This window comes from Nonomuraea sp. C10 (genome assembly GCF_008017515.1).
GTDB lineage: Bacteria > Actinomycetota > Actinomycetes > Streptosporangiales > Streptosporangiaceae > Nonomuraea > Nonomuraea ferruginea.
The window spans coordinates 486564-511326 of record NZ_VPFF01000003.1 but is presented as its reverse complement, the minus strand read 5'-3'; the positions used below and the strand labels follow the sequence as shown (position 1 = coordinate 511326).

The 24763-nt window shown below is 70.9% G+C and carries 23 protein-coding genes; 12 read left to right on the top strand and 11 right to left on the bottom strand.

Features of this window, described 5'->3' with window-relative positions; translation table 11 throughout:
• Positions 1–54 precede the first annotated feature (54 nt).
• Positions 55–576, bottom strand: a complete 522-nt coding sequence (locus FR742_RS33915) for a GNAT family N-acetyltransferase (RefSeq protein ID WP_187281495.1) — start codon at positions 574–576, stop codon at positions 55–57.
• Between the two features lie 437 nt (positions 577–1013).
• On the opposite strand from FR742_RS33915, the gene FR742_RS33910 reads away from it, so the two are divergent.
• Both FR742_RS33910 and FR742_RS33905 read left to right on the top strand, forming a co-directional pair.
• On the top strand, positions 1014–2828 hold the full coding sequence (locus FR742_RS33910; protein WP_315970655.1) for an ABC transporter ATP-binding protein: 1815 nt from the start codon (positions 1014–1016) through the stop codon (positions 2826–2828).
• A gap of 14 nt (positions 2829–2842) precedes the next feature.
• The gene (locus FR742_RS33905; protein WP_187281494.1) at positions 2843–3604 is read left to right on the top strand and encodes a glycoside hydrolase family 16 protein; all 762 of its coding nucleotides are present in this window, start codon (positions 2843–2845) and stop codon (positions 3602–3604) included.
• A 47-nt stretch (positions 3605–3651) separates the two neighbouring features.
• Here the strand turns inward: FR742_RS33905 and FR742_RS33900 are convergent, their stop codons facing one another.
• The gene (locus tag FR742_RS33900) at positions 3652–5601 is read right to left on the bottom strand and encodes a glycosyl hydrolase family 18 protein (RefSeq protein ID WP_148035383.1); all 1950 of its coding nucleotides are present in this window, start codon (positions 5599–5601) and stop codon (positions 3652–3654) included.
• 173 nt (positions 5602–5774) lie between these two features.
• Here FR742_RS33900 and FR742_RS45420 point away from each other — a divergent pair, with 173 nt between their 5' ends.
• Entirely contained in the window at positions 5775–7478 is a 1704-nt protein-coding gene (locus tag FR742_RS45420) for a serine/threonine-protein kinase (RefSeq protein WP_222709227.1), read from the top strand.
• On the opposite strand, the gene FR742_RS33890 is transcribed toward FR742_RS45420, so the two are convergent.
• On the bottom strand, positions 7475–7828 hold the full coding sequence (locus FR742_RS33890) for a hypothetical protein (RefSeq protein ID WP_148035382.1): 354 nt from the start codon (positions 7826–7828) through the stop codon (positions 7475–7477). The genes FR742_RS45420 and FR742_RS33890 overlap by 4 nt on opposite strands.
• 141 nt (positions 7829–7969) lie before the next feature.
• Here FR742_RS33890 and FR742_RS33885 point away from each other — a divergent pair, with 141 nt between their 5' ends.
• The 4 genes from FR742_RS33885 (at position 7970) to FR742_RS33870 (ending at position 11582) form a co-directional block, all read left to right on the top strand.
• A complete protein-coding gene (locus tag FR742_RS33885) occupies positions 7970–9403 on the top strand; it encodes a nitronate monooxygenase (protein WP_148035381.1) in 1434 nt (477 codons plus the stop codon).
• A 10-nt stretch (positions 9404–9413) separates the two neighbouring features.
• Positions 9414–9857: an Rrf2 family transcriptional regulator gene (locus tag FR742_RS33880; protein WP_148035380.1), complete on the top strand. Its 444-nt coding sequence runs from the start codon at positions 9414–9416 to the stop codon at positions 9855–9857.
• 62 nt (positions 9858–9919) lie between these two features.
• A complete protein-coding gene (locus FR742_RS33875) occupies positions 9920–11104 on the top strand; it encodes a globin domain-containing protein (RefSeq protein ID WP_148035379.1) in 1185 nt (394 codons plus the stop codon).
• Between the two features lie 52 nt (positions 11105–11156).
• Entirely contained in the window at positions 11157–11582 is a 426-nt protein-coding gene (locus FR742_RS33870; protein WP_148035378.1) for a hemerythrin domain-containing protein, read from the top strand.
• A 1-nt stretch (position 11583) separates the two neighbouring features.
• On the opposite strand, the gene FR742_RS33865 is transcribed toward FR742_RS33870, so the two are convergent.
• The 6 genes from FR742_RS33865 to FR742_RS33840 form a co-directional block, all read right to left on the bottom strand.
• Entirely contained in the window at positions 11584–12303 is a 720-nt protein-coding gene (locus FR742_RS33865; RefSeq protein ID WP_148035377.1) for a YqjF family protein, read from the bottom strand.
• 15 nt (positions 12304–12318) lie between these two features.
• Positions 12319–12705 (bottom strand): DUF2795 domain-containing protein, encoded by a 387-nt coding sequence (locus FR742_RS33860; RefSeq protein WP_148035376.1) that lies wholly within the window; start codon positions 12703–12705, stop codon positions 12319–12321.
• Positions 12706–12731: 26 nt separating this feature from the next.
• Positions 12732–13166, bottom strand: a complete 435-nt coding sequence (locus FR742_RS33855; RefSeq protein WP_148035375.1) for a hypothetical protein — start codon at positions 13164–13166, stop codon at positions 12732–12734.
• A gap of 9 nt (positions 13167–13175) precedes the next feature.
• Positions 13176–13697 (bottom strand): DUF5709 domain-containing protein, encoded by a 522-nt coding sequence (locus tag FR742_RS33850; RefSeq protein WP_148035374.1) that lies wholly within the window; start codon positions 13695–13697, stop codon positions 13176–13178.
• A 75-nt stretch (positions 13698–13772) separates the two neighbouring features.
• A complete protein-coding gene (locus FR742_RS33845; protein ID WP_148035373.1) occupies positions 13773–15551 on the bottom strand; it encodes an NAD(P)/FAD-dependent oxidoreductase in 1779 nt (592 codons plus the stop codon).
• Between the two features lie 63 nt (positions 15552–15614).
• Entirely contained in the window at positions 15615–16073 is a 459-nt protein-coding gene (locus tag FR742_RS33840) for an Lrp/AsnC family transcriptional regulator (protein ID WP_148035372.1), read from the bottom strand.
• Between the two features lie 152 nt (positions 16074–16225).
• Between FR742_RS33840 and FR742_RS33835 the strand changes: the two genes are divergently transcribed.
• From FR742_RS33835 to FR742_RS33825, 3 genes are all read left to right on the top strand, one after another.
• Positions 16226–19624, top strand: coding sequence for an indolepyruvate ferredoxin oxidoreductase family protein (locus tag FR742_RS33835; protein WP_148035371.1), 3399 nt, complete (start codon positions 16226–16228; stop codon positions 19622–19624).
• On the top strand, positions 19621–20760 hold the full coding sequence (locus tag FR742_RS33830) for an acyl-CoA dehydrogenase family protein (RefSeq protein ID WP_148035370.1): 1140 nt from the start codon (positions 19621–19623) through the stop codon (positions 20758–20760). Before FR742_RS33835 ends, FR742_RS33830 begins: the two co-directional genes overlap by 4 nt.
• A gap of 123 nt (positions 20761–20883) precedes the next feature.
• On the top strand, positions 20884–21336 hold the full coding sequence (locus FR742_RS33825) for a DUF6196 family protein (RefSeq protein WP_148035369.1): 453 nt from the start codon (positions 20884–20886) through the stop codon (positions 21334–21336).
• A 61-nt stretch (positions 21337–21397) separates the two neighbouring features.
• On the opposite strand, the gene FR742_RS33820 is transcribed toward FR742_RS33825, so the two are convergent.
• Entirely contained in the window at positions 21398–21886 is a 489-nt protein-coding gene (locus FR742_RS33820) for a helix-turn-helix domain-containing protein (RefSeq protein ID WP_148035368.1), read from the bottom strand.
• Positions 21887–21920: 34 nt separating this feature from the next.
• Here FR742_RS33820 and FR742_RS33815 point away from each other — a divergent pair, with 34 nt between their 5' ends.
• On the top strand, positions 21921–22673 hold the full coding sequence (locus FR742_RS33815; RefSeq protein WP_148035367.1) for an SDR family oxidoreductase: 753 nt from the start codon (positions 21921–21923) through the stop codon (positions 22671–22673).
• Positions 22674–22709: 36 nt separating this feature from the next.
• Positions 22710–23135: a tautomerase family protein gene (locus FR742_RS33810; protein WP_148035366.1), complete on the top strand. Its 426-nt coding sequence runs from the start codon at positions 22710–22712 to the stop codon at positions 23133–23135.
• A 231-nt stretch (positions 23136–23366) separates the two neighbouring features.
• On the opposite strand, the gene FR742_RS33805 is transcribed toward FR742_RS33810, so the two are convergent.
• Positions 23367–23981 (bottom strand): YdcF family protein, encoded by a 615-nt coding sequence (locus FR742_RS33805; protein ID WP_148035365.1) that lies wholly within the window; start codon positions 23979–23981, stop codon positions 23367–23369.
• Positions 23982–24763: the final 782 nt, after the last annotated feature.

Below are 24763 nucleotides of genomic sequence, written 5' to 3'. Positions count from 1 at the left end.
TTCGTCCCGCTGCGGCATGCCCGAGTTTAAGCACCGGCAAACGTGCACAAAAGGTCAGCTTTCGGTACGACTTTGGGCGTCAGCGTCGAAGAAAGCCTCCCGGCTGATGGACCACCGTTCGTGCAACCGCCAGGCTCCACCGACATGGATCTGGGTCGAGACGCCGGCGCGCAGGGTGAATCCGGCGGCCTTGAGCAGCCGGGCAGAGGCGATGTTGGACGGTTGCACGTCGGCTTCGACGCGGGGGAGCCGGAGGTCGGTGAACGCGAAGCGGAGCGCGAGCTCCAGCCCTTCTCGCATGTAGCCCTTCCCCATGGCGGGGGCGAAGGTGCCGAAGCCGATCATGGCTCCGTGCTCGCCGATCCCGTTGAGGTTGACGAAGCCGACCAGGGTGTCCGCGCGGGTGAGGCGCACCACGTGGCCGATGGATGTGACCCCGTCGAAGCGGCGCAGGTAGCGGTCGAAGGCGTCGGGAGTGGTCGGAGTGGTTATCCACAGTCGGTGGACGCTGGTGCTGATGTGCGCCAGGGAAACGAACTCGTTCCGGTCCTCATGCGCTACTCTGCGTAGTTTCACGCGGAGATGTCGCTCAACGGGCACGTGTCCAGCCTAGGGGGAAGCGTTCTCGGTCGGAGCGAGGGTGATCCTTGACCGGCGGCATGTTTGTCCACAGGCATGGCGTGCCTTGAAGGGCCTGAGAAGTGGTGTCCCGGAAATCGAGGTCGGGAATTTCCGGTCTTTCAAGATCGTATGTAGGCGAACTGGACGACTTTTGTGAAGGATTTGCCGGGAATAGAGCACGACTATTCCTGATGCCGGAGAGAAGTCAAAGTCTCTTTCGACAGATGTGTTTGGGGGGATTCCTGGGTATATCGGTGCTACCGTCCGAAAAAGACGGTTCGAATCCGATCGGGGGAGGCAGAAATGGCTCTGACGAGTGGATGCGGAAGGCGAGGCTGCTGCAGAAGGCGTAGGTGCTGCGGCGGCTGTCGCTGCAACCGATGCTGCCGTAGGTGGTGGTGTTGGTAGTGGGAAGTCGGGAGGGCCGGCGGGTTACCCGTCGGCTCTCCCTCCAATTCTCCGATCGGGGCGAGCGGGGGATGCTGGCGCCGACGGTGACGTTGCGCCGGACATTTCGTGAATTCTGGCCCGATACCCGTGGGCTGCGGTGGTTCTTCGCAGCCGGGGTGCTCTTCGCGGTGCTGGCCTCCCTCTGTGAGGTGGCCGCGATCCGGTTGTTCGGCTACATCACCGACGAGGTGCTCGCCACCCGCGAGATGACGTCGTTCTGGACGCCGGCGTTCGCCTGGCTGGGGCTGGCGGCCGTGGCGGCCGTGGCGTCGATCGGGGGCGCGTACGCGACGGCGGTGGGAGCCGAGAGGTTCCTGCTGCGGCTGCGTGACCGGGTGTTCGCGCACCTGCAGAAGCTGTCGCCGGACTTCGCCGAGAACCGCCGCCTGGGCGACCTGATGGCGCGGCTGACCGACGACATCGCGGCCATCCAGGAGCTGATGGGCTCGGGGCTGGTCAAGCTGCTGACGACGGTGACGAGTGCCATCTTCTTCGCGGGGGCGGCGTTCCTCATCCGCTGGGACCTGGCGCTGATCACGATCGCGCTGTTCCCGGCCTTCCTGATCGCCTCGAAGGTGTTCGCGTCCCGGTTCCGGACGGCCTCGGCCAGCGAGCGGGCCAGCAACGGCGACATGAACAGCGTCATCGAGGAGGGCCTGGCGAACCAGGCGCTGGTGCACGCGTACAACCGTGAGGAGACCGAGTCGCGGCGGCTGCACCGCGCGGGACGCCGCTGGCTGTACGCGAACCTGCGGCAGGCGTGGCTCTCGGGCGTGTACGGGCCGCTGATGCAGGTGCTGGAGACCGTCTGCCTGATCGTCATACTCGGCGTGGGCGCCTGGGAGATCACCACGGGCCGGCTCACGCTCGGCGGGCTGCTGGCCTTCGCCGCGTACCTGGCCATGCTCTACCCGGCGGTGCAGAACCTGGGGGAGATCGCGCTCACCGTGTCGGAGGCGGCCGCCGGTTCCGACCGGGTCATCGAGGTGCTCAAGGTGCGGCCCGCGGTGACCGACCGGGAGGACGCGAAGCCGCTGCCGGGCCGCAGCCGAGGCAGGATCGCGTTCGACGGCGTCACCTTCACCTATCCGGGTCGCAGGCGGCCCACGCTGGTGGACCTCTCGTTCGCCGTCGAGCCCGGCGAGCTGGTCGTGTTCACCGGGCCGAGCGGCGCGGGCAAGTCGACGCTGGCCAAGCTGCTGCTGCGGTTCTACGACCCGGAGTCGGGGCGCGTGCTGCTGGACGGTTCGGACATCCGGGATCTGACCACGGAGTCGCTGCGCGACAACATCACGATCCTGCACCAGGAGACGCTGCTGTTCTCGGGGTCGGTACGCGACAACATCGCCTACGGGCGGCCGGACGCCTCGACCGACGAGGTGATCAAGGCCGCCGTGCTGGCCGGGGTGCACGACTTCGTGCGAAGCCTGCCGCACGGCTACGACAGCGCGGTGGGCCAGCGCGGCAGGCTGCTGTCGGGCGGGCAGCGGCAGCGGCTGGCGATCGCCAGGGCGATCCTGCGCGACGCCCCGGTGCTGGTGCTGGACGAGCCCATGACCGGGCTGGACGAGGCCACGGTCGCCCGCGTGATGGAGCCGCTGCGCCGGCTGATGACGGGCCGCACCACCATCATGATCACCCACGACCTGCGGCACGTCCCTGAGGACGCCCGGGTGATCGACCTGGAGCCCGTGGCGCCGCGCAGCCCGATCAAGTTCAGGCGGTGGGCCTCCGGCACTGATATGTCGGTCCGCTGACGTACCGTGTGCTGGTGCGTGAGGACGGGTACGAGCTGGAGTTCGAAGACACCTTCGACGACGACGAGCTGGACGCGCGCAGGTGGGTGGCGCGCTACCTGCCGCAGTGGACCACCGGCGACCGCTCGCCGGCCCGTTACCGCACCGGCGGCGGGCGGCTGCGGCTGCTGATCGAGGAGGACCAGCCGCCGTGGAGCCCCGAGCTGGAGGGCGGCCTGCGCGTTTCGTCGCTGCAGACCGGCGTGTTCGCGGGCCCGGTCGGCAGCTCGGTCGGCCAGCACGGGCGCGGCGCCGCCGTGGTCCGCGAGGCCCAGGCGAACGTCCGCCTCTACACCCCTCATTACGGGCTGATCGAGATGCGGGCCAAGGTCACCGACGACCCGCGCGCCATGTGCGCGCTCTGGATGATCGGATACGAGGACGCTCCGGAGCGCTCGGCCGAGATCTGCGTCTGCGAGATCTTCGGCCGCGACGTCGGCCCGGACTCGACGGGCGTCGGCATGGGCGTGCACCCGTTCGGCGACCCCGCCATCACCGACGACTTCACCCGCGAGACGCTGCCCATCGACGCCCGCGACTTCCACACCTACGCGGCGGAGTGGACGCCTGACCGCGTGTCCTTCTTCGTGGACGGCGAGCACATCAGGACGGTCCGCCAGTCACCGGCCTATCCGATGCAGCTCATGCTCAACGTCTACGAGTTCCCCGGGCCCGAAAGCGGCCCGTACCCGAAGGAGTTCACCGTCGATCACGTGCGCGGTTACCGGCGGACGTGAAAGGGCCGGCCCCGGATCGCGGGGCCGGCCCTTCACCTGTCAGCGGGTCAGCGCAGGCCGTTCCGCATCGCGGTGATCAGTTCCCCGTTGGTCGTGTCACCGCTGAGCTCCCAGAAGAACGCGCCGCCGAGGCCCTGGTTCTTCGAGTAGCCCATCTTGCCGCCGATCGTGGCCGGCGTGTCGTAGCTCCACCACTGGTTGCCGCAGTGCGCGTACGCGGTGCCCGCGACGGTGCCGGTGGCGGGGCAGCGGGTCTTGAGCACCTTGTAGTCCTCGATGCCCGCCTCGTAGGTGCCCGGAGCCGCGCCGGAGGCGGTGCCGCCGGGGGCGGACTGGGAGACGCCGGTCCAGCCGCGGCCGTAGAAGCCGATGCCGAGCAGCAGCTTGCTCGACGGGATGCCCTTGCTCTTCAGCTTCTGGATCGCGGCGTCGGAGTAGAACCCGGCCGTCGGGATCCCGTTGTAGGAGGTGAGCGGCGAGTGCGGGGCGGTCGGGCCCTGCGCCGCGAAGGCGCCGAAGTAGTCGTAGGTCATGACGTTGTACCAGTCGACGTACTGGGCTGCGCCCGCGTAGTCGGCGGCGTCGATCTTGCCGCCGTTGGTGCCGTCGGCGGTGATGGCGGCGGTCACCAGGTTGCCGGAGCCGAACCGGGCGCGCAGCGCCTGCATCAGGTTCCGGAACGCGGCCGGGCCGCTGGTGTCGCAGGTGAGGCCGCAGGCGTTCGGGTACTCCCAGTCGATGTCGATGCCGTCGAAGACGTCCGCCCAGCGCGGGTCCTCGACCAGGCGGTAGCAGGACTCGGCGAACGCGGCGGGGTTCCGGGCCGCCTGGCCGAAGCCGCCGGACAGGGTCCAGCCGCCGACCGAGAGCAGCACCTTGATGTGCGGGTGCTTCTGCTTGAGCTTGCGCAGCTGGTTGAAGTTGCCGCGCAGGGCTCCGGTGTCCCAGGTGTCGGCGACGCCGTCCACGCTCTCGGCCGCGCTGTAGAAGCGGTCGTAGTCGGCGTAGGTGTCGGTCAGCGCGCAGCCGCCGTTCCGCGCGTCGGCGAAGGCGTAGTTGATGTGCGTGAGCTTGGCCGCCGAGCCGCTGGTGTCGATGTTCTTGACGTGGTAGTTCCGCTGGTAGACGCCCCAGTTGACGAAGTAGCCGAGGACCTTGTCCCCGCCTCCGCCGCCTCCGGTGGAGGTCCTGGCGGTGACGGCGGCGCTGGCGGCTGAGCGGTTGCCGGCGGCGTCGCGGGCGCGGACGGTGTAGGTGTAGCCGGTGTCGGCGTTCAGGCCGGTGTCGGTGTGGGTGGTGCCGGTGACGGTGGTGACGAGGGTGGAGCCTCGGTAGACCTCGTAGCCGGTGACGCCGACGTTGTCGGTGGAGGCGTTCCAGGCGAGGGAGATGCTGGCGCTGGTCACGCCGGTGGAGCGCAGGTTGCCCGGCACCGAGGGGGCCTGCGTGTCGTTGCCGCCTCCGGTGGAGGTCCTGGCGGTGACGGCGGCGCTGGCGGCTGAGCGGTTGCCGGCGGCGTCGCGGGCGCGGACGGTGTAGGTGTAGCCGGTGTCGGCGTTCAGGCCGGTGTCGGTGTGGGTGGTGCCGGTGACGGTGGTGACGAGGGTGGAGCCTCGGTAGACCTCGTAGCCGGTGACGCCGACGTTGTCGGTGGAGGCGTTCCAGGCGAGGGAGATGCTGGCGCTGGTCACGCCGGTGGAGCGCAGGTTGCCCGGCACCGACGGGGCCTGCGTGTCACCGCCTCCGCCGCCGGTCGGCAGCCACAGCGCCGGCACGTTCGGCGGCTCCCAGCCGGGCTGCGACGTGTGACTCTGACGGCACTCGTACTCGACGCCCTGATAGGTGATCCGGGTGCCCGTGGTGTACGAGGTCCACGGCGCCCACTCGGCGAGCGCGGACATGCCCGAGGAGGAGGCGGAGGCCGTCGCCGGGACGGCGACCAGCACGGTGAGCGGCATGAGTAACGCGGCAAGGATGGCCAGGACTCTGTGTTTCATGATGCTCCGACATCCGGTTGGAGGGGTGAACAGGGGGGTGGGATGGGAGTCGCGCGTCCAGGAAACTATTAGTAAAGTTTCCTTTATATTCGTTCCGAAGATAACCTCTGCCGGAGGCCGTCGTCAAGCAGCCTGCAAGCCGGACGATCGCCTCGTCCGGCACAATCGACGGCATGCCTTCGATCAGCGGCATCCGTCCCCTCCGCGCCAACGACCCCACCCAGATCGCCGGCTACGCGCTGCGGGGACGCCTCGGCGAGGGCGGGCAAGGGGTGGTGTTCCTCGGCGAGTCGGACTCCGGGCAGCAGGTGGCGGTCAAGCTCCTGCACGCCGACTTCGGCAACGACACCGACGCCCGGCGCTACTTCCACCGCGAGCTGGCCGCGCTCCAGCGGGTCGCGCCGTTCTGCACCGCGCGGGTGCTCGCCGCCGACCCCGAGTCCGACCCGCCGTACGTGATCAGCGAGTACGTGGAAGGCCCGTCCCTGCACGAGGCCGTGCGCGACCGCGGCGTGCTGACCGGCACCGACCTGGACCGGCTGGCCGTGGCCACCGCGACGGCCCTGGGCGCCATCCACGCGGCGGGCATCGTGCACCGCGACTTCAAGCCCGGCAACGTGCTGCTGGCCGCCGACGGCCCACGGGTGATCGACTTCGGCATCGCCCGGCCGTTCGAGGGCACCGCCGCTCCGGCCAGCGGGATCGTCGGCACTCCCGCGTACATGTCGCCCGAGCAGCTGGCGGGGCATCCGGCGGGGGCGCCGCTCGACATGTTCGCCTGGGCGTGCACGATCGCGTTCGCGGCCAACGGGCGCCCGCCGTTCGGGCAGGAGCCGATGCCCGCCGTGATCAACCGGATTCTCAACGGCGAGCCCGACCTGGGCCGGCTGTCGGGACGGCTGCGCGAGTACGTGGCCGCCTGCCTGGTCAAGGACCCGGCCCGGCGGCCGACGGCCCAGCAGACGCTGCTCGGCCTGATGGACAAGCGCCAGGAAGCCTTCCCGACGGCCAGGCCGGGCTCCCTCCCGCCGCCGAGCGGCCCGCCGGTGCCGCTACCCCCGCCCGGTTCCACACCCCCGCCCGGTTCCACACCCCCGCCCGGCTCCACGCCCCCGCCCGGGTACGTGAACACCCCGTGGGGGTCCGGGCCGACCGGATCGCCCACCACCGAGCCCGGCCGCAGGCGCGCCGGGATGGCCATCGGCGCGTCGCTCGTCGCCGCAGCCGTGACGGTGGCCACCGTGGCCGTGACGCTCGTGCTCAACCTGGACCGCCCGGCGACCCCCACCCCCACCCCGAGCCCCGGCGGGTCGGCGGCCTCCGGCAGCCCCTCACCGGTCGAGAACCAGATCGCCCGCTCGCCCCGCCTGGGCATCGAGGTGTGGCAGGGCGGCGCGGCGAGCACGATGGCGTTCACCGACGAGGACAAGGAGTTCAGCGACAAAGAGATCAGCACCGTCTCCATGAAGGCGGAGCCGTTCGAGCTGCGCCTGCCGAAGCTCCCGAAGGACACCGCCGCCCAGATCTGCGCCTGGACCGACGACTCGGTCTTCCGCATCGAGCGGGACACCAAGGTCGAGGACCACACCTGCTACAGCCCCGGCACCGGCATCGCCGACTACGAGCACGGGTCGGGCACGCTCTACCTGAACGAGGAGGCCCACAACTACCTGATCGGCGACCGGCTCGCCGAGCACTCGGACACCACGGACAAGGTCCTGTTCTCGACCATCCAGAAGGGGGACGCCACGACCCCGGCCGGCGAGTGGAAGGGTGACCTCCACTTGTCGATCTTCATCGACCGTGACGGCGACAAGCGGTTCGACCTGACCGGCCCGGCCGAGTACGAGTACCTGGTCCTCGACTTCCCGGACTAGGCGCGGGAGCGTTCGCGGCGGGCGCCCGTGGCGCCGATGCCGTGGCGGCCGTAGAAGTCGTCGACCGCCGCCAGCACGCCGTCGATCGTCGCGGGCGCGTACCCGCCGTCCCTGAGATGGCGGTGGTAGCCGTGCGCGGCGCGGATGGCGGCGGACATGTCGCCGAGCGGGTCGTGGCCCAGCACGCCGCGGGCCGAGGCGTCCGCGGTCCAGGTCAGGAAGGCGCGCACCCGGGTGAGGTAGCGGGACTTGCTGGATTCGGCGAGCCGGGCACCGGCCAGGGCGGTGGCGTAGGCCGTGTACATCCCGTCGTAGGGCGGCGGGAGCCCGGCCTTGATGCGTGCGGTCACGAGCGGTCACTCCTCCAACGGTGCGAGGGCCTGCCAGCATGACATCGGCCGGTGGCGGTCCCTCGGTAGGGGCGGGGGTCACCGGCGGGAAGGACTTTGGCCCCTACAGCACCACCCGGCCCGCGTGCTGCACTGGCCACCATGGGCAGGAGTGTGCACGACGCCCCGCCCGTCCTGATCCAGGGCGGCATGGGCGTGGGAGTGTCAGGATGGCGGCTGGCGCGGGCGGTGTCCCGCGCCGGGCAGCTGGGCGTGGTGTCGGGGACGGCCCTGGACCTCACCCTGGCCCGGCGGCTGCAGCGGGGCGATCCCGGCGGAGACCTGCGCCGGGCGCTGGCCGCCTTCCCGGTGCCCGAGGTGGCCGCGCGGGTGCTGCGGCGCTACTTCGTGCCCGGCGGCATCCCCGAGGGCACGCCGTACCGGCCCGTGCCCCGGCTGGGCCTGCGGCAGAGCCGCGCGCTGGACGAGCTGACCGTGGTGGCCAACTTCGCCGAGGTGTACCTGGCCAAGGAGGGGCACGACGGACTGGTCGGCGTCAACTACCTGGAGAAGATCCAGATGGCCACGCCCGCCGCCCTCTACGGCGCGATGCTGGCCGGGGTCGACTACGTGCTGGTCGGCGCCGGCATCCCGGCGGAGATCCCGCACCTGCTGGACGAGCTGGCCGCGCACCGCCGGGGCGAGGTGGCCGTCACCGTGGCGGACGGCGACCGGCGGCCGGTGGCGGTCGAGCCGAACCGGCTGTTCGGGCGGACGCTCCCGCCGCTGCCGCGGCCCCGGCTGCTCGCGATCGTGTCCTCGCACGTGCTGGCCGCCTACCTGGCCCGTACGCCGCGCACCAGGCCCGACGGGTTCGTGCTGGAGTCGCCGGTGGCGGGCGGCCACAGCGCGCCGCCGCGCGGCCGGATGACGCTCGACGAGGCGGGCGAGCCGGTGTACGGGCCGCGCGACGAGGTGGACGTCGCCAAGGTGGCCGCGATCGGGCTGCCGTTCTGGCTCGCCGGGGGCTACGGCACCGCCGACGGCTTGGCCGGTGCGCTGGCCGCGGGCGCGAACGGCATCCAGGTGGGCTCGGCCTTCGCGCTCTGCCGGGAGTCGGGCCTGGACCCGGCGCTGCGGGACCGCCTGCTGCGGGGCGCCGCCGACGGCACGCTCCGGGTGCGCAACGACCCGCTGGCCTCGCCGACCGGCTTCCCCTTCAAGGTCGCCGACGTGCCAGGCACGCTCGCCGACCCGGTGGTCTACGCCGATCGCCCGCGCCTGTGCGATCTCGGTTACCTGCGCACCCCGTACGAGAAGGCGGACGGCGCGATCGGCTACCGGTGCGCGGCCGAGCCGGTCGACGTCTACGTGCGCAAGGGCCGCCCGGCGGAGGAGGCCGAGGAGCGGCGCTGCCTGTGCAACGGGCTGCTCGCGGCCATCGGGCTCGGCCAGCACCGTCCCGACGGCTACGCCGAGCCGCCCCTGCTCACGCTGGGCCAGGACACCGGCTTCCTGGCCGAACTGCCGCGGGACCACTCGGCGGCCGACGTGATCGACCGGATACTGACGGGAGCGCGGGTGGGGACGGCCTAACCTGTGGGCCATGCGCCTGACCGCTTTCACCGACATCTCGCTGCGGATCGTGATGCGCCTGGCCGTGGAGCGGGGCGACGAGCTGATGACGACGCGGGCCATCTCCGACGTGCTCGCCGTCCCGTACACGCATGCCGCCAAGGCGGTGGCGCGGCTGAGCGAGATGGGGCTGGTGGAGGCCAGGCGCGGGCGCGGCGGCGGGCTGCAGCTCACGGCGCTGGGGCGCGGCGCGTCGGTGGGGTCCGTCGTGCGCGGCCTGGAGGGCGACGGCGAGGTGGTGGGCTGCGAGGACGCGCTGATGCCGTGCCCGCTGCGCGCCGCCTGCCGGCTGCGGGCCGCGCTCCGCGAGGCGCAGGAGGCCTTCTACGCCTCGCTCGACGAGATCACGATCGCCTCGCTGGTGGCGGCGCCCGCCGGGCCGGTGCTGCTGTCGCTGACCGCCCCGCCCGAATGAGGGACCGGGGGACCGCCCACTTAATATGCATCTCAGATTCCAATTATCTGGGAGGTTCCCCCATGCTTTCCGCGGAGAGCGCGGCCGTCGTCCGCGCCACGCTGCCCGTCGTCGGCGAGGCGCTGGACACGATCACCACCAGGTTCTACGAGACGATGTTCGCCGACCGTCCCGAACTGCTCGACGGCCTGTTCAACCGGGGCAACCAGCGCAGCGGCGAACAGCGCAGGGCGCTCGCCGGGTCCATCGCCGGCTTCGCCGCCGCGCTCCTGGAGCACCCGGACGAGCGCCCCGACGCCCTGCTGGCCCGCATCGCGCACAAGCACGCCGCCGTCGGCATCACCGAGGACCAGTACGTGATCGTCCACAAGTACCTCTTCGGCGCCATCGCCGAGGTGCTCGGCGACGCCGTCACGCCCTGGGTCGCCGCCGCCTGGGACGAGGTCTACTGGCTGATGGCCGGCGCGCTGATCGCCATGGAGGCCCGCATCTACGCCGAGGCCGGCGCGCGCGACGGCCGCACCTGGCGCCCCTGGCGGGTCGCCGACCGGCGGGAGGAGACGGCCGACGTCATGTCGCTCGTGCTGGCTCCCGTGGGCGACGAGCCCGTCCAGCCGGCCCTGCCGGGGCAGTACGTCAGCGTCCGGGTGCGCATGCCCGACGGGGTCCGGCAGCTCCGGCAGTACACGATCTCCGGCTTCGGCGAGGGCGGGCAGCGCCGCATCACCGTCAAGCGGGTGCGCGGCGAGGGCGCACCCGACGGCGAGGTGTCGAACCTGCTGCACGCCACCGCCAGGCCCGGCGACGAGCTGACCCTGTCGGCGCCGTTCGGCGACGTCGCGCTCGGCGACGGCGACCGGCCGCTGGTGCTCGCCTCCGCCGGGATCGGCTGCACCCCCATCACCGCGATGCTCCAGCACCTGGCGCTCACCGCCGACCGGCGCCGCGTCCTGCTGCTGCACGCCGACCGCTCGGCCGCGCACCACGCGCTCCGCCGCGACATGGAGGAGCTGGCGGACGCGCTGCCCGGCGCCGACCGGGTCTTCTGGTACGAGCACGGCCCCGGCGGCCGGGCCGGCCGGATCGACCTGACCGGGGTGGACGTCCCGGAGAACGCGGTCGCCTACCTGTGCGGACCGCTCGAGTTCATGCGGGACGCGCGGGAGCGGCTGATCGGCGCCGGGGTGGCGCCGCGTGACCTCCACTACGAGGTCTTCGGCCCCGACCTGTGGCTTCCGGCCGCCTGACCAGGGACCAAGGTCCCTGCCCGGCCCGGCGCCCGGCGGTGAGACTGGTGGCATGTGCAACTACTGCGGATGCCGCGACTTCCCGCTGATCGGACGGCTCTCGGCGGAGCACGTGGAGATCGGGGAGGTCGCCCGCACGCTGCGCATGGCCGTCGACCGGGCCGCCTACGCCGAGGCGCGCGACCTGCTCGACGACCTGCTCGCCCTGCTCCTGCCGCACACCGCGGAGGAGGAGCGGGGCCTGTTCGCCGAGCTGCGCGAGGAGGGCACCCTGACCGGGGAGGTCGACCGGCTGTGCGGGGAGCACGCGGAGATCCACGGCGTGCTCGCCGCCGTCGACCGGGCGGACCCCGACTGGGACCGGGTGCTCGGCGCGGTGAAGCGGCTGCACGAGCACATCGACAAGGAGGAGCACGGCCTGTTCCCCGCCTCCGTGATCGTCCTGCCGATCCCGGCCTGGGACCGGATCACGGCCTGACTCAGAGCGGCTTCCACATGCCGATGCGGACCGGCACGCCGGGGGAGGCGTGCACGAGGGGCTCGTCATCGGTGTCGGGCAGGCCCGCCGCGCGCCGCAGCGTCTCGTCCAGGTCCAGCAGTCCCGCGCGGTGGAGCGGCCAGGGCGGGTGCTCCACCTCGGCGGTGACGGGCCGGCCCGCGACCTGCGAGAACAGCCTGAACCTGGCCGTCAGGAAGTGCGCCGTCTCGTCCCGCTCGCGCTCCGACAGCACCAGGCCGACCTTGGACTCGGCGTGGCAGCGGGCGCCCCGCGGCCCCGGCCAGATCCTGCGGCACCGGTAACGCCATCGACCGGCGTCGACCCGTACCGACATGTCAGACCAGTGGTACGGCAGCCAGTAGCCGGCCCGGCCCCCCAGCACGGCGGGCAGCCGCCCGGCGTCGAGCGACAGGAACCAGATCCCGCCGCGCCCGTGCTCGTCACGCACGTAGGTGCGCAGGTTGGTCTCCGGGAACCGCGACACCCACGGCAGCCTGGGCAGGCCCGGCGCCCGCACGTCCTCCATCAGGAACGGCGTCATCCCCACCCAGGCGCTGCCGTCGAACGTCTCGACCGTGAGATGGCCGGGCACCAGCGGCCGGACCGTCTCGGCCGGGTAGCGCCAGTGCAGGAAGGTCATGCGGGACCAGCGGTGGTACAGCACCGGACGCGCGACGCGGGGCGAGGGCGGAGCCTTCATGGTCGGTGCCTGCCGTCAGTCGAACCGGCCCCGCCCGGCGATGCCGAGCTGCTCGGCCACCTCGTTCATGTTCTCGTAGCTGCGGTCCGGCAGCGACCGCAGCGCGGACAGCACCGCGTCCGGCGCGAACTGCTCCTGGGCCCGCTCCACCAGCTCCTTCTTGTCCGCCGGGAAGGCGTGCACGCCGCTGACCCAGCGGGCCAGGTTGCTGCGGCTGTCCACCTCCTCGGCGGTCATGCCCTCCGGAGAGCCGGGCTCCTGCGCGCGCGGCGCGGAGAGCCTCTCCTCGCCCGGCGCGTCGCCCGTCGGCTCGGGCCGCTGGTGCTCCTCCGACCGGCTGTCGTGCTTCTGCTCCTCGTCCATGCGGGGGCTGTGCTTGTCGCTGCCTCGCTGCTGCTCCATGCCACCGTTCCCTCGTTCGGTACGTGTCAGTAAGGCCGGCCGGTGCCCTCGCCCGGCAGGTAGTCGCCGTCATCCGCGTCGGTGCGGCCGGAGCCGGCGTCCGGGTCCTCGGCGAGGTCGGAGTCGACCCATTCGGTGTCGCCGCTCAGGTGGCCCCCGGCCGGGACGCGCTCGGCGAGGTTCTCGCCGTCGTCCTCGACCTCGCCCTCCCTGGCCTCGTCCACCGGACCTCGCACGCGGAAGCCCGGATCGCCGCCGTGGCCCTGGTCGCCACGCGCGCCGGGCGGCATCGGGTGCGGGCTGGGACCGGCGACGACCTCCTCGTGGCCCTCGATCTCGTCGGTGCGGGCGGCCACGGCCTTCTCGTCGGAGCCTGCCGTGACGCTGTACTCGTCGTCGCGACCGGCCATGTAGCCGGCCTCCTCGGAGTAACCGCCCTTGTCCCCTTCTTTTCTGGTCATGTGGTCTCCCTATTCCGGCTCGACCCGCATGGCGGACTCCTCGGCGGAGTAACCGCCGGCGTCCGGGCCGACGTCGCGGGCCACCTCGTCCGGTTCGGTGTCGGGGTGCGCGCCCTCGTCGGCGGCCACCAGGCGGCCGGCGCGGTCCGGGTAGTCCCCCTCGTCCACCCCGCTGTCCTCCTGGAAGTCGGTGTCGAGGTCGGAACCGACGCCCAGTCCGCCTCCGTCGGTGAGCGGTTGCTCGTCGGGGTCGGGGGACGGGGCCCGCTGCACGGTCACCGGCGTGTCCGTGCCGAACGACGCCTCCTCCTCCGGCACCTCGCGCTCCAGCCGGCCCTCCAAGGGCTCGCCCCGGATCTGCTCGTCGACGGTGGTGCCGAAGTCGTCGACGGCGGTGGGATGGTCCGCCGGGAGCGGAGCCTCCTGCGGGTCCTCGGCCCACTGCTGCTCCGGCGTGCCGTCCTGAAGATCCGGGATCCCCTCGTCCTCGAACCGCGAGCGCGGATCGTGTTCAGGTATGTGCTCAGTCACAGCGTCCCCTCCAGGTTTTCAGGCCGTCCATCGCCCGCTACCCCGGACGGCCGGAACCTCACAGGAGACGCGACCTCAGCGGAAGGCGAGCCCTTCGAACGTGCCGGACGCGCGCCACCGGTCGATGTAGTCGAAGAACGCGGTCGCGCCGTGCGGGTAGCCGACGAAGAGGCGGCCGAGCAGCCCGGCGTCCCGGCCCTCGTTGTTGTAGTAGCCGGGAGTGCAGTCGGCCCCGCCGAGCAGCCCGCCCGTCCCCGTCAGCAGCAGCTCCACCCAGGCGTCCTCGGCCTCGGCGGTCACCTCGACCTCGCGGTGACCGTGGTCGAGTGCGTGCCGGACGATCGCCGCGATGGTCCTGCCGGATTCGGTGAGGTTGTGCGGGATGTTGGAGACGAGGTTGGCGCCCTGGGTGGGCTGCACGATGAAGACGTTGGGGAAGCCGTGCACGTGGATGCCGTGCAGCGTGCGCATGCCGTCGGCCCAGCGCTCCGAAAGCCTGACCCCGCCGCGCCCGACCAGGTCGTAGCCGGCCCGCCGGGTGAACTCGGTGCCCACCTCGAACCCGGAGGCGTAGATCAGGCAGTCGAGATCGTACTCCCGGCCCGCGGCCACGACGCCCTTCGCGGTGATCCGCTCCACGCCCTTGCCGTCGGTGTCGACCAGGTGGGTGTTCGGCCGGTTGAACGCCTGCAGATACTCGTCGTGGAAGCAGGGACGCTTGCAGAGCTGGCGGTACCACGCCTTCAGCCCGCGGGCCGTCTCCGGATCCTCGACCACGGCGTCCACCCGGTCCCTGATCTCCGCCATCTTCTCGAAGTCGGAGTCCTCGAACGCGGCCAGCATCCGCTCCAGGGTCCGCTCCTCCGGCGGCAGCTCGGCGATCCTGCTGCGGACCCTGCGCGCGATGTCGGTCCAGCCGTCCATCACCAGGTCCTCGTCGGCGAGCACGCCGGTCTGCATGGCGGTGAAGTTGTCCAGCCAGCGCCGCTGCCAGCCGGGGGTGGCGATCGAGGCGAACCACTCGGGGTCGGTCGGCCGGTTGTCGCGCACGTCCACCGACGACGGCGTGCGCTGGAACACGTGGAGCTCGCCGCAGGCCCGCGCCAGGTGGGGCACGCACTGCACGGCCGTGGCCCCGGTGCCGATGACGCCCACCCGCTTGTCGCCGAGCCGGTCCAGGGGCGCGCCGGACGGGTCGCCGCCGGTGTAGTCGTAGTCCCACCGGCTGGTGTGGAAGGAGTGGCCGCGGAAGTCCTCGATGCCGGGGATGCCGGGCAACTTAGGCACGTGCAGCGGCCCGATGCCCATGGCCAGGAAGCGCGCCGTGAACGCGTCGCCCCGGTCAGTCGTGACGATCCAGCGGGACCGGGACCCGTCCCATTCGAGGCCGGTGACCTCGGTGTGGAACAGCGCGTCGTCGTACAGGCCGAAGTGCTTGCCGATGCGCCGGCAGTGTTCGAGGATCTCCGGCGCGTGCGCGTACTTCTCCGTGGGCATGTGGCCGGTCTCTTCGAGCAGCGGCATGTACACGTACGAGGCGGTGTCGCACTGCGCGCCCGGGTAGCGGTTCCAGTACCACGTGCCGCCGAAGTCGCCGCCCTTCTCGACGATGCGCACGTCCTCGACGCCGGCCTCCTTGAGCCGGGCCCCGGTGAGCAGGCCGGCGAAGCCGCCGCCGATGAACGCGACCGTCACGTCGTCGGTCTTCGGCTCCCGCTCGGTCCTCGGCGTGTACGGGTCGTCGAGGTAGCGGGCGAACCGGCCGGTGAGCCGGACGTACTGGTCGTTGCCGTCGGGACGCAACCGCTTGTCGCGCTCTTCCCGATATTTCAGGCGAATGGCCTCTTTGTCCACGACGCGCGCTCCGAAGGACGGGATTCCAGAATGGCATTCCGAAATAATGCCGACAAGAGCCCTTCAGGACGTCCGCGGCGTCAGCGTGTCGCGCGTCCAGGAACCCAGCACCAGCAATGTCTTGGTGCCCGTCACGTCGCCCGCCCTGCGCAGCCGGTCGACGACCTGCTGCAGGTGGCCCAGGTCGCGCACCCGGACGTGGATGAGCGCGTCGGGGTCGCCGGCGATCGTGAACACCTCCTGCACCTCCGGCACGGTCGCCGCGGTGCGGACGATCTCGGCGACCGGGGTCGTGCCCGGATAGCTCAGCTCGGTGAACGCCTCGATGCCCCACCCCAGCTTCGCATAGTCGATCTGGACGGTGAAGCCGGTGATCACGCCGAGCTCCCTGAGCCGGTCGACGCGCCGCTTGACCGCCGCCACCGACAGGCCGATCCGCTCGGCCATCTCCGAGAACGTGCGGCGGCCGTCCTCCCGGAGCAGGCGCAGCAGCCGGTGGTCGATCTCGTCGACGTCTGACATGGGAAAGCCTCCTCACCGGCGCAAAGAAAGCAGCCGAATCCCCCAACAGTCTCAAACTTTTTGCGTCTTTCAACACCCTCCCCGCTTGACTCTTGCGCGTCCATGGGCCTCGTTGCTGTGCTGGGGGTTCCCCCCGCACGAAGGAGGTTCGCGTGAGCGTGACTCCCGCTGAGGTGTCGATCGACGACAAGTACGCGGCCGAGAGCGGCCGGGTGCTGATCTCCGGCATCCAGGCCCTGGTCCGGCTGACCCTGGAGCAGCGCAGGCTCGACCGCGAGCGCGGCCTGGACACCCGGGTCTTCGTCTCCGGCTACCAGGGCTCCCCGCTGGGCGGCGTCGACCTGGAGATGGGGCGGGCGGCGCGCTTCCTGGAGCCCGCCGGCGTGGTGTTCAGGCCCGGACTGAACGAGGAACTGGCCGCCACCGCCGTGGCCGGCACCCAGCTCCTCGACGCGCTGCCCGGCCGCCGCCACGAGGGGGTCACCGGCTTCTGGTACGGCAAGAACCCCGGCCTGGACCGGGCCGCCGACGCCATCCGCCACGGCAACCTGGCCGGCACCGCGCCGCTCGGCGGGGCCGTGGCCTGGATCGGCGACGACCCCGGCAGCAAGTCCTCCACCGTGCCCAGCTCGTGCGAGCCGATGTGCCAGAGCCTGTCGATGCCGCTGCTCGCGCCCGGCTCGGTCGCCGAGATCATCGAGTACGGGCTGCACGCGGTGGCGCTGTCCCGCGCCAGCGGCCTGTGGACCGGCCTGAAGATCGTCGCAGACGTCGCGGACGCCGCCGCCACCGTCGAGATCGGCGGCCACCACGGCGTCCCGGAGCCCGGGCGGCCCGGCCCGCGCAAGCCGCCGGTGCTGGTCGGCCCGGCCTCGCTGGACGCCGAGCACGACATGCTCACCCGCCGCCTCGACGTGGCCCGCGCCTACGGCCACGCGCACGGGCTGAACCGCGTCGTGTTCGACGCCCCGCACGCCGAACTGGGCATCCTCGCCTCCGGCACCGGATTCGCCGTGGTCCGGCGCGCGCTGGCCGACCTCGGCCTGGACGAGAGCGCCATGACGGACCTCGGGATCCGGCTGATCAAGATCGGCATGCCGTTCCCGCTCGACCACGCCGCGCTGGCCGCCCAGACCGCCGGGCTGGAGCGGGTGCTCGTCGTCGAGGACAAGGTGCCGTTCCTGGAAGGGCAGCTCAAGCAGGCGCTCTACGGCGGCCAGCACACCCCGGCCGTGCACGGCCGCGACCTGCTCACCGCCCGCGGCACGCTCGGCGCCGACGAGGTGGCCGAAGCCGTCGCCCGCTGCGTCGGCCCGGACCGGCTCCCCAGGAAACCGGCCGCGCCCAGGCCCGCGCGCCGCATGCTGCCGCTGGTCGCCGCCCGCACCCCGTACTTCTGCTCGGGCTGCCCGCACAACACCTCCACCCGCACCGCCGACGACACGCTCGTCGGCGTCGGCATCGGCTGCCACGCCATGATCGCGCTGGACGGCGACGGGCGCGGCACCCAGGTCGGGCTCACCCAGATGGGCGGCGAGGGCGCCCAGTGGATCGGGCTCGCCCCGTTCACCGGCGACCGCCACTTCGTGCAGAACCTCGGCGACGGCACCTTCCACCACTCCGGCTCCCTCGCCGTCCGCGCCGCCGTCGCCGCCGGCGTGACGATGACGTACAAGCTCCTCTACAACGACGCCGTCGCCATGACCGGAGGCCAGCGCGCCGAGGGCCGCCTGGACGTGCCCGCCCTCGCCCACGAACTCGCGCTCGAAGGGGTACGGGAGATCGTCGTCACCACCCCGGAGCCGGAGACGTACCGGGGCGTCCGGCTGCCGGGCATCGCCCGCGTCCGCCACCGCGACGAGCTCCAGCAGGCCGAGAAGGAACTGGCGGCGGTCGACGGCGTCACCGTGCTCATCCACGACGACCGGTGCGCCGCCGAGGAGCGGCGGCTGCGCAAGCGCGGCAAGTTGCCCGTCCCGGCCGCCAAGGTCGTGGTGAACGAGCGCGTCTGCGAAGGCTGCGGCGACTGCGCGGACGTCTCCACCTGCCTGTCGGTGCAGCCGGTGCAGACCGAGTTCGGCCGCAAGACCCGCATCCACCAGCCGTCCTGCAACACCGACCTGAGCTGCCTCAAGGGCGACTGCCCGTCGTTCCTGCTGGTCGAGCCGGGCACCAGAAGCGCGCACCGGGTGCCGGACCTGCCCGTCGAACCCGGCGAACCGGACCGCAAGGTCGGCGACACCGTGCTCATCAGGATGCCCGGCATCGGCGGCACCGGCGTCGTCACCGTCTCCCAGATCCTGCAGATGGCCGCCCACCTCGACGGCCTGCACGCCGCCGGGCTGGAGCAGACCGGGCTCGCGCAGAAGGGCGGCCCGGTCGTCAGCGACGTCCGCATCTCCGCCCGGCCGCTCACCGGCTCGGTGCGGGCCACCCGCGGCGCCGCCGACGTGCTCATCGGGTTCGACCTGCTCGGCGCCGCCGCCGACGGCAACCTCTCCGTCGCAGCCCCTGACCGGACCATCGCCGTCGTCGACACCTCGGTCGTGCCCACCGCCGCCATGGTGACCGGCCGCGCCGCCGTGCCCGGCTCGCCCGCCGACGCGCTGGCCCGCATCGAGTCCGCCACCCGTTCGGGCCTCTACGTGGACGCGCACGGGCTCGCCGAGGCGCTCTTCGACGACCACATGCCGGCCAACATGCTCCTGGTCGGCGCCGCCTACCAGCACGGCTGCCTGCCCGTCTCCGCCACCGCTCTCGAGCGTGCCATCGCGCTCAACGGGGCCGCCGTGGACAAGAACGTGGCCGCCTTCCGCTGGGGCCGCGCCCTGGCTCACGACCGCGACGCCGTGCTCAAGGCCGCCGGGCTCGTCGTCCCGGAGCCCACCGGCCTGGAGGAGGCGCTCGCCATCCGCGTCGCCGACCTCACCGGCTACCAGAACGCCACGTACGCTCGCACGTACGCGGAAGACGTGCGGCGCGTCACCGCGCTCGCCGTCGAACGGGCCGGTCAGGAGGCCGGCACCCGCGTCGCGCTCGCCTACGCCAGGAGCCTGCACCACCTCATGGCCTACAAGGACGAGTACGAGGTCGCCCGCCTGCACCTCGACCCTGCCGAGCAGGCACGGCGGGACCGCGAGTTCGGGCCCGACGCCAAGGTGTCCGTGCTGCTGCACCCGCCCGTGTTCCGCGCGCTCGGCATGAAGCGCAAGATCAAGCTGCGCCGCTCGGCCGGGATGCTCTTCCGCGGCCTGCGCGCCGCCCGCGTGCTGCGCGGCACCGCGCTCGACGTGTTCGGCCGCGCGGAGGTACGCCGGGTCGAGCGCGGGCTCGTGGGGGAATACCGTGATCTCATGAACGACGCCCTCGACCGCCTCACCCCCTCGACCGCCGACGCGGTGGCCGAGCTGGCGGCGCTGCCGGAGGGCATCCGCGGATACGAGGACATCAAGCTGGCCCGCGTCGCGGAATACCGTGAGCGCGCCGCCGCGGCCCTCGCGGCCCTCACCCAGGACGACCGGCTCCGGACCACCGCTCGGGAGAGATCATGACCGTCGACCGCCTGCTCCCCAGCCAGGACGCCCGGGACCTCATCGAGCTGACCCGCGAGATCGCCGACAAGGAGCTCGCCCGCCGGGCCGACCGGCACGAGCGCGAGGAGACCTACCCTGCGGGCCTGTTCCCGCTGCTGGGCGAGGCGGGGCTGCTCGGGCTCGCGTACCCGGAGGAGTACGGCGGCGGCGGCCAGCCGTACGAGGTGTACCTCCAGGTGATCGAGGAACTGGCGGCCCGCTGGGCGTCGGTCGCCGTCGCCGTGAGCGTCCACACCCTCGCCTGCTTCCCGGTCTTCACCTACGGCACTGACGAGCAGAAGTCGCGCTGGCTGCCCGACATGCTGGCCGGCCGGCTCATCGGCGGCTACAGCCTCTCCGAACCCCAGGCCGGCTCCGACGCCGCCGCCCTAACCTGCCAGGCGGTCAAGACCGACGACGGCTACCGGATCACCGGCAACAAGGCGTGGATCACCCACGGCGGCATCGCCGACTTCTACGCCCTGTTCGCCCGCACCGGCTCCGGGAGCCGCGGCATCTCCTGCTTCCTGGCTCCGGGCACGGCCGACGGGCTGACCTTCGGGCGTCCGGAGGAGAAGATGGGCCTGCACGCCGTCCCCACCACCACCGCCCACTACGACGGCGTCCTGCTGGACTCCTCCCGGCTCCTGGGCGCGGAGGGCGAGGGTCTGCAGATCGCGTTCAGCGCCCTCGACTCCGGCCGCCTCGGCATCGCCGCCTGCGCCGTCGGCCTGGCCCAGGCGGCTCTGGACGAGGCGGTGACGTACGCCAAGGAGCGGCAGACGTTCGGCAGGCGCATCATCGACCACCAGGGGCTGGGGTTCCTGCTGGCGGACATGGCGGCGGCGGTGGACTCGGCGCGGGCCACCTACCTGGACGCGGCGCGACGCCGGGACGCGGGGCTGGCGTACTCGCGGCAGGCTTCGGTGGCGAAGCTGGTGGCCACGGACGCGGCGATGAAGGTGACCACGGACGCGGTGCAGGTGTTCGGGGGGTACGGGTACACGCGGGAGTTCCGGGTGGAGCGGTACATGCGCGAGGCGAAGATCATGCAGATCTTCGAGGGGACTAATCAGATCCAGCGGTTGGTGATCAGCCGGCACTTGGCCAAGTAGTGCCCGACACGGGGAAACCCTGCCTGCTGGGTGTCGGAGCCACATTTCGCTAGTGACATAGTGCAGACATGCATCTTCGGGCGATGTCGACGCCCCGAGCAGACTCGGCAGGAGAAAGCAGCGATGGTTTCTGTCAGCAGGGAGAGGCCGGAACAGACGGAAGAGCGTCTGCAGCGGGTGATCGCCCAGGCCGATGTCCTCGTGCATGATGGTGTCTGGTGTTTTGAGGAGTTCCCCATCGACCAGCCGCCGGTGCTCACCGGCGACGAACTGGCCGTGGTCCGTGACGACCAGAGCTGGAGCCGCCTGGTCCCCTACAGCCAGGAACACGAACACGTCGAACGTTTTGGGATCTTCTCCTTTCACTTTCCCTCTGAGCTCGACAACAGCGGCTTCGTCGGTTGGCTCGCCAGTCACCTGAAGGTGAGGCTGGGGACGGGGGTGTTCGTCATCTGCGGGAGCAACCGTGCCCGTGGTGGCATCTATGACTATTGGGGGTGCCCGGTCGACCTGCTGGACGAGGCCGTCGCAGTCGTCAAGGCGCTACGCGCGGCCTTCCCCGACATGGACAGTTGATGGATGGGGGCCCCGCGTTCCAGCCGGGCCAGATCATCCCGGGCGTGATCGAGAAACGGGGCTAGCCGCGTCGCCAGGCGGGGTTCAGCCGGATCTCGATGTCGTCGCACATCGTCTCCGGCGCTGCGTCGGCGGTTACGCGGACCCGTATCGGACGGCCGGTGTCGGTCTCGACGAACGACAGAGGCGGGCGGCCTTCCTGTAGGTACGTGTCGCCCCATTGCATCAGCGACAGAAACACCGGCAGCAGGTCCTGGCCCGCCTCGGTCAGCCGGTACTCGTCGCGGGCCCGGCTCCCCGGCTCCCGATAGAGAACGGGCGCGACAATACCCGCGGCCTTCAGCTGTTTGAGTGCCCGAGACACCGCAGGGGCCGAGGTCCCGATCCGCGCCACGAAGTCGTCAAACCTGGTCGTGCCGTAGAAGCATTCGCGGACCACCAGGAACACCGTCTTGGTGCTGAGCAGGTCCAGCACCCGCCCCGCCGAGCATCCATCGCCGATCGACCACGCATCTCGGTCGCGCAGCCGTTCCTCGAACTTCATCGCCATCCCACCATTGTAACTAACGTTTGCGTTATCCAGCATGGCGTGCTTACATCTCACTAACGACATCGTTACCCAGAAGGAGAATGCAGTGGTTGCAGTAGCGGGCAGAGTGGTTGTGGTGACCGGGGGCCGACGTGGGCTCGGCGCGGCGCTGGTCGATGAGGTGCTGGCGCGCGGGGCGCGAAAGGTGTACTCGACTGCGCGTTCGGCGTACATCGACGACCGTCCAGAGGTGGTTACCGCCGAGCTGGAAGTCCGCTCGGAGGCGTCGGTCGCCGCCCTCGCGAAGGTCGCCGCCGACGTCGAGATCGTGTTCAACAACGCTGGCATCCTGTTGCCGGCTCCGCTGCTGACGGGTGACTTCGAGCGCGCCACCGTGACGTTCGACGTCAACGTCTTCGGACCCCTGCGGATGGCACGGGCGTTCGCGCCGATCCTGGCCGCGAACGGTGGGGGCGCACTGGTGAACATGCACTCCGTGCTGTCCTGGCTGGCCGGCGCCGGCGCCTACGGGGCGTCCAAGGCGGCGGCGTGGTCCATCACGAACTCGCTCCGACTCGAACTAGCGCGCCAGAACACCCAGGTCATCGGCGTTCACGCAGGGTTCATCGACACCGAAATGGTCTCCGCCATCGACCTGCCGAAGGCGACGCCGGCCGAGGTGGCCGCGCGGATCGTGGACGGCCTGGAGGCCCAGGCTACGGAGGTGCTCGCCGACGACGTCACCATCGCCACCAAGTCGGCGCTGTCCGGCCCCGTGGAGCGCCTGACCCTCTCGGTCGCCCGTTGACATCGCGTCCCAACACTTAAGGAGTAGTGACCCGCAATGCCACTGTGGACTGTTCATCACACGCCCGGAATCTTCACCGACAAGGAGAAGCACCAACTCGCCTCCCAGATCGCCGACCACTACGAACAGGTGGGGCTGCCCCGGTTCTACGTGATCACGCTGTTCCACCAGACCCTGCCCGAGGATTTCTACGTCGGTGGGGAGCCGGCCCCGGTCGGGGTCCGCATTGTGATCGACCACATCGCCCGCCGCAACGCCGATCGAGAGAGCCGGCGCCGGACCGCCCAGTGGGTCAAGGGCATGCTGCAGCCCCACCTCGAACGGAACGCAGGGCTGCACTGGGAGTTCCACATCGACGAGACCAGCGACGACCTCTGGATGATCAACGGGATCGCGCCGCCCCCGGCAGGCTCCGACGCCGAGAAGCTCTGGGCTGAGAGCAACTCGGCGTCCCCCTACTGACAACACCGCCGGTACCGTCCCCGGAAGGGACGAGCCGCACCTGCCATGAGGTCGCTGGTGTGCGCCCTCATCCAGATGTCCTGTCTCATCCGATCTTGCCTCCGGGAGGCGTCCTGACATGCGGAGATGCAAGGTCGGATGAGACGCCGAAGTTCCGTCGTCTCACTTGACGTTGCCTGGCGCGCGAAGGCACCAAAAACGATCCCTCCGGCGGAAGCTCGAGAACCTTCGTCAGTGGAGCCGACGCGACCGTGGCCGTCTACGCGAGATCTTCCGTTCGCCGGCCTTGAGACCGCGCAGTGTCCACAGTCCGTACAGAGCCAGCAGCGGTTTGACGACCGTCCATTCGCCGGGGCGGTAGTCTTCCGCGCGCACAAGCCTCTCGGCGAGATCGGGGCGCTGCCGCCGCAGGTACGCGCGGGCCTTGAGGGCGTGAGCCGGCTGGGAGACGATCTTGATACGGTCGACGTCCTCAAGCAGGGGGATCACGTTCGTGATGTTCTCCCATGTCGTCGCGCTCTGGTCTTCGAGGAGCACCGCGCCGTCGAACCCGAGCACCGACTTCGCGTAGTCGGCCATCAACCGCGCCTCCGCGGCGCCACTGCCGATCGCACCGCCGCTGAAGATGACGCGGGTGTCAGCGGCGACGGAGCGAATTCCAGCACGGACTCGCCAGCGGTTGATGAAGTTCGCCGTGGGCTGGGAGTTCCGGTAACCCAACACGACCACGGCTTCGGCGGAGCCTTCACCGTTCGCCACGAGAGCGCGAGACCAGCGCCAGTTCACCCACTCGCCCCAGCCCAGGACCACAGCCCCGGCTATCAGCATTCCTGTCCTTCGCCGCATGCCGGCGACTCTAAAGTGCCTCGGTATCGGACCGCGAAGGCGCGCACCGTACCGCCAGCACGAGGAGGACGACGGGAAGGCGCGTCAACAGCGCCCATGTGAGCGTGATCCGATCGGCCGGGGACCGAGTGCATCCGAGCACGGGCATCCAGGTCATCATCAGGTCGCCGGCCAGCAGGGGCACCAGCGTTAGCCAGCCCACCGCCCTGCCCAACAGCCGGTGGCTATGGACGCCGCGATGAAGGTGACCACGGACGTGATGCAGGTGTTCGGGGGGTACGGGTACACGCGGGAGTAAAGCGGGTGCCGCAGGTTCGAATCCTGCCGGGGGCACTCACCTAGATCGGCACTTTAGGCCCTGGCTTGCGGTTTCTCAACCGCAAGTCTTTTGTTTGATAGGCCTCGATAGGCAGCCGACAGTGCCTGTACGCCACTGTACGGCCATGATCAGCGGACATATGAGAGATGATCTAGGCTCGCCGACGACAGCGGACAGCAGCTCTATCGATCACACTCGCGTTCTGATCAACACGCATCAGGGCTGTCGTCGGGGTCGTTCCCGCGACGGCCCGCTGCTTCCCGAAAAGAGAGAATCTGCTGTATCTGAACTTGCGGACCGTCGTGGCGCGCTACGAAGAGGTGCTCCGGGCGGACTCCGGATGGCTGCGAAGCAGAAGTTCATCTCCTGGGCGATGTCAGAGGAACCGACGAAACCTACTCCCTCCTGTCTGGGCCGGTCCCAGTGATCCGCGGGGATGTTTTGCCAGTTGCCCCCGTTGACA

Coding starts and splice junctions, on each gene's coding strand:
- FR742_RS33900 (WP_148035383.1), bottom strand. CDS start 5,601: ATGAAACACAGAGTCCTGGCCATCCTTGCCGCGTTACTCATGCCGCTC.
- FR742_RS45420 (WP_222709227.1), top strand. CDS start 5,775: ATGCCTTCGATCAGCGGCATCCGTCCCCTCCGCGCCAACGACCCCACC.
- FR742_RS33885 (WP_148035381.1), top strand. CDS start 7,970: ATGGGCAGGAGTGTGCACGACGCCCCGCCCGTCCTGATCCAGGGCGGC.
- FR742_RS33880 (WP_148035380.1), top strand. CDS start 9,414: ATGCGCCTGACCGCTTTCACCGACATCTCGCTGCGGATCGTGATGCGC.
- FR742_RS33875 (WP_148035379.1), top strand. CDS start 9,920: ATGCTTTCCGCGGAGAGCGCGGCCGTCGTCCGCGCCACGCTGCCCGTC.
- FR742_RS33870 (WP_148035378.1), top strand. CDS start 11,157: ATGTGCAACTACTGCGGATGCCGCGACTTCCCGCTGATCGGACGGCTC.
- FR742_RS33865 (WP_148035377.1), bottom strand. CDS start 12,303: ATGAAGGCTCCGCCCTCGCCCCGCGTCGCGCGTCCGGTGCTGTACCAC.
- FR742_RS33860 (WP_148035376.1), bottom strand. CDS start 12,705: ATGGAGCAGCAGCGAGGCAGCGACAAGCACAGCCCCCGCATGGACGAG.
- FR742_RS33855 (WP_148035375.1), bottom strand. CDS start 13,166: ATGACCAGAAAAGAAGGGGACAAGGGCGGTTACTCCGAGGAGGCCGGC.
- FR742_RS33840 (WP_148035372.1), bottom strand. CDS start 16,073: ATGTCAGACGTCGACGAGATCGACCACCGGCTGCTGCGCCTGCTCCGG.
- FR742_RS33830 (WP_148035370.1), top strand. CDS start 19,621: ATGACCGTCGACCGCCTGCTCCCCAGCCAGGACGCCCGGGACCTCATC.
- FR742_RS33825 (WP_148035369.1), top strand. CDS start 20,884: ATGGTTTCTGTCAGCAGGGAGAGGCCGGAACAGACGGAAGAGCGTCTG.
- FR742_RS33820 (WP_148035368.1), bottom strand. CDS start 21,886: ATGGCGATGAAGTTCGAGGAACGGCTGCGCGACCGAGATGCGTGGTCG.
- FR742_RS33815 (WP_148035367.1), top strand. CDS start 21,921: ATGGCGTGCTTACATCTCACTAACGACATCGTTACCCAGAAGGAGAAT.
- FR742_RS33810 (WP_148035366.1), top strand. CDS start 22,710: ATGCCACTGTGGACTGTTCATCACACGCCCGGAATCTTCACCGACAAG.
- FR742_RS33805 (WP_148035365.1), bottom strand. CDS start 23,981: ATGCGGCGAAGGACAGGAATGCTGATAGCCGGGGCTGTGGTCCTGGGC.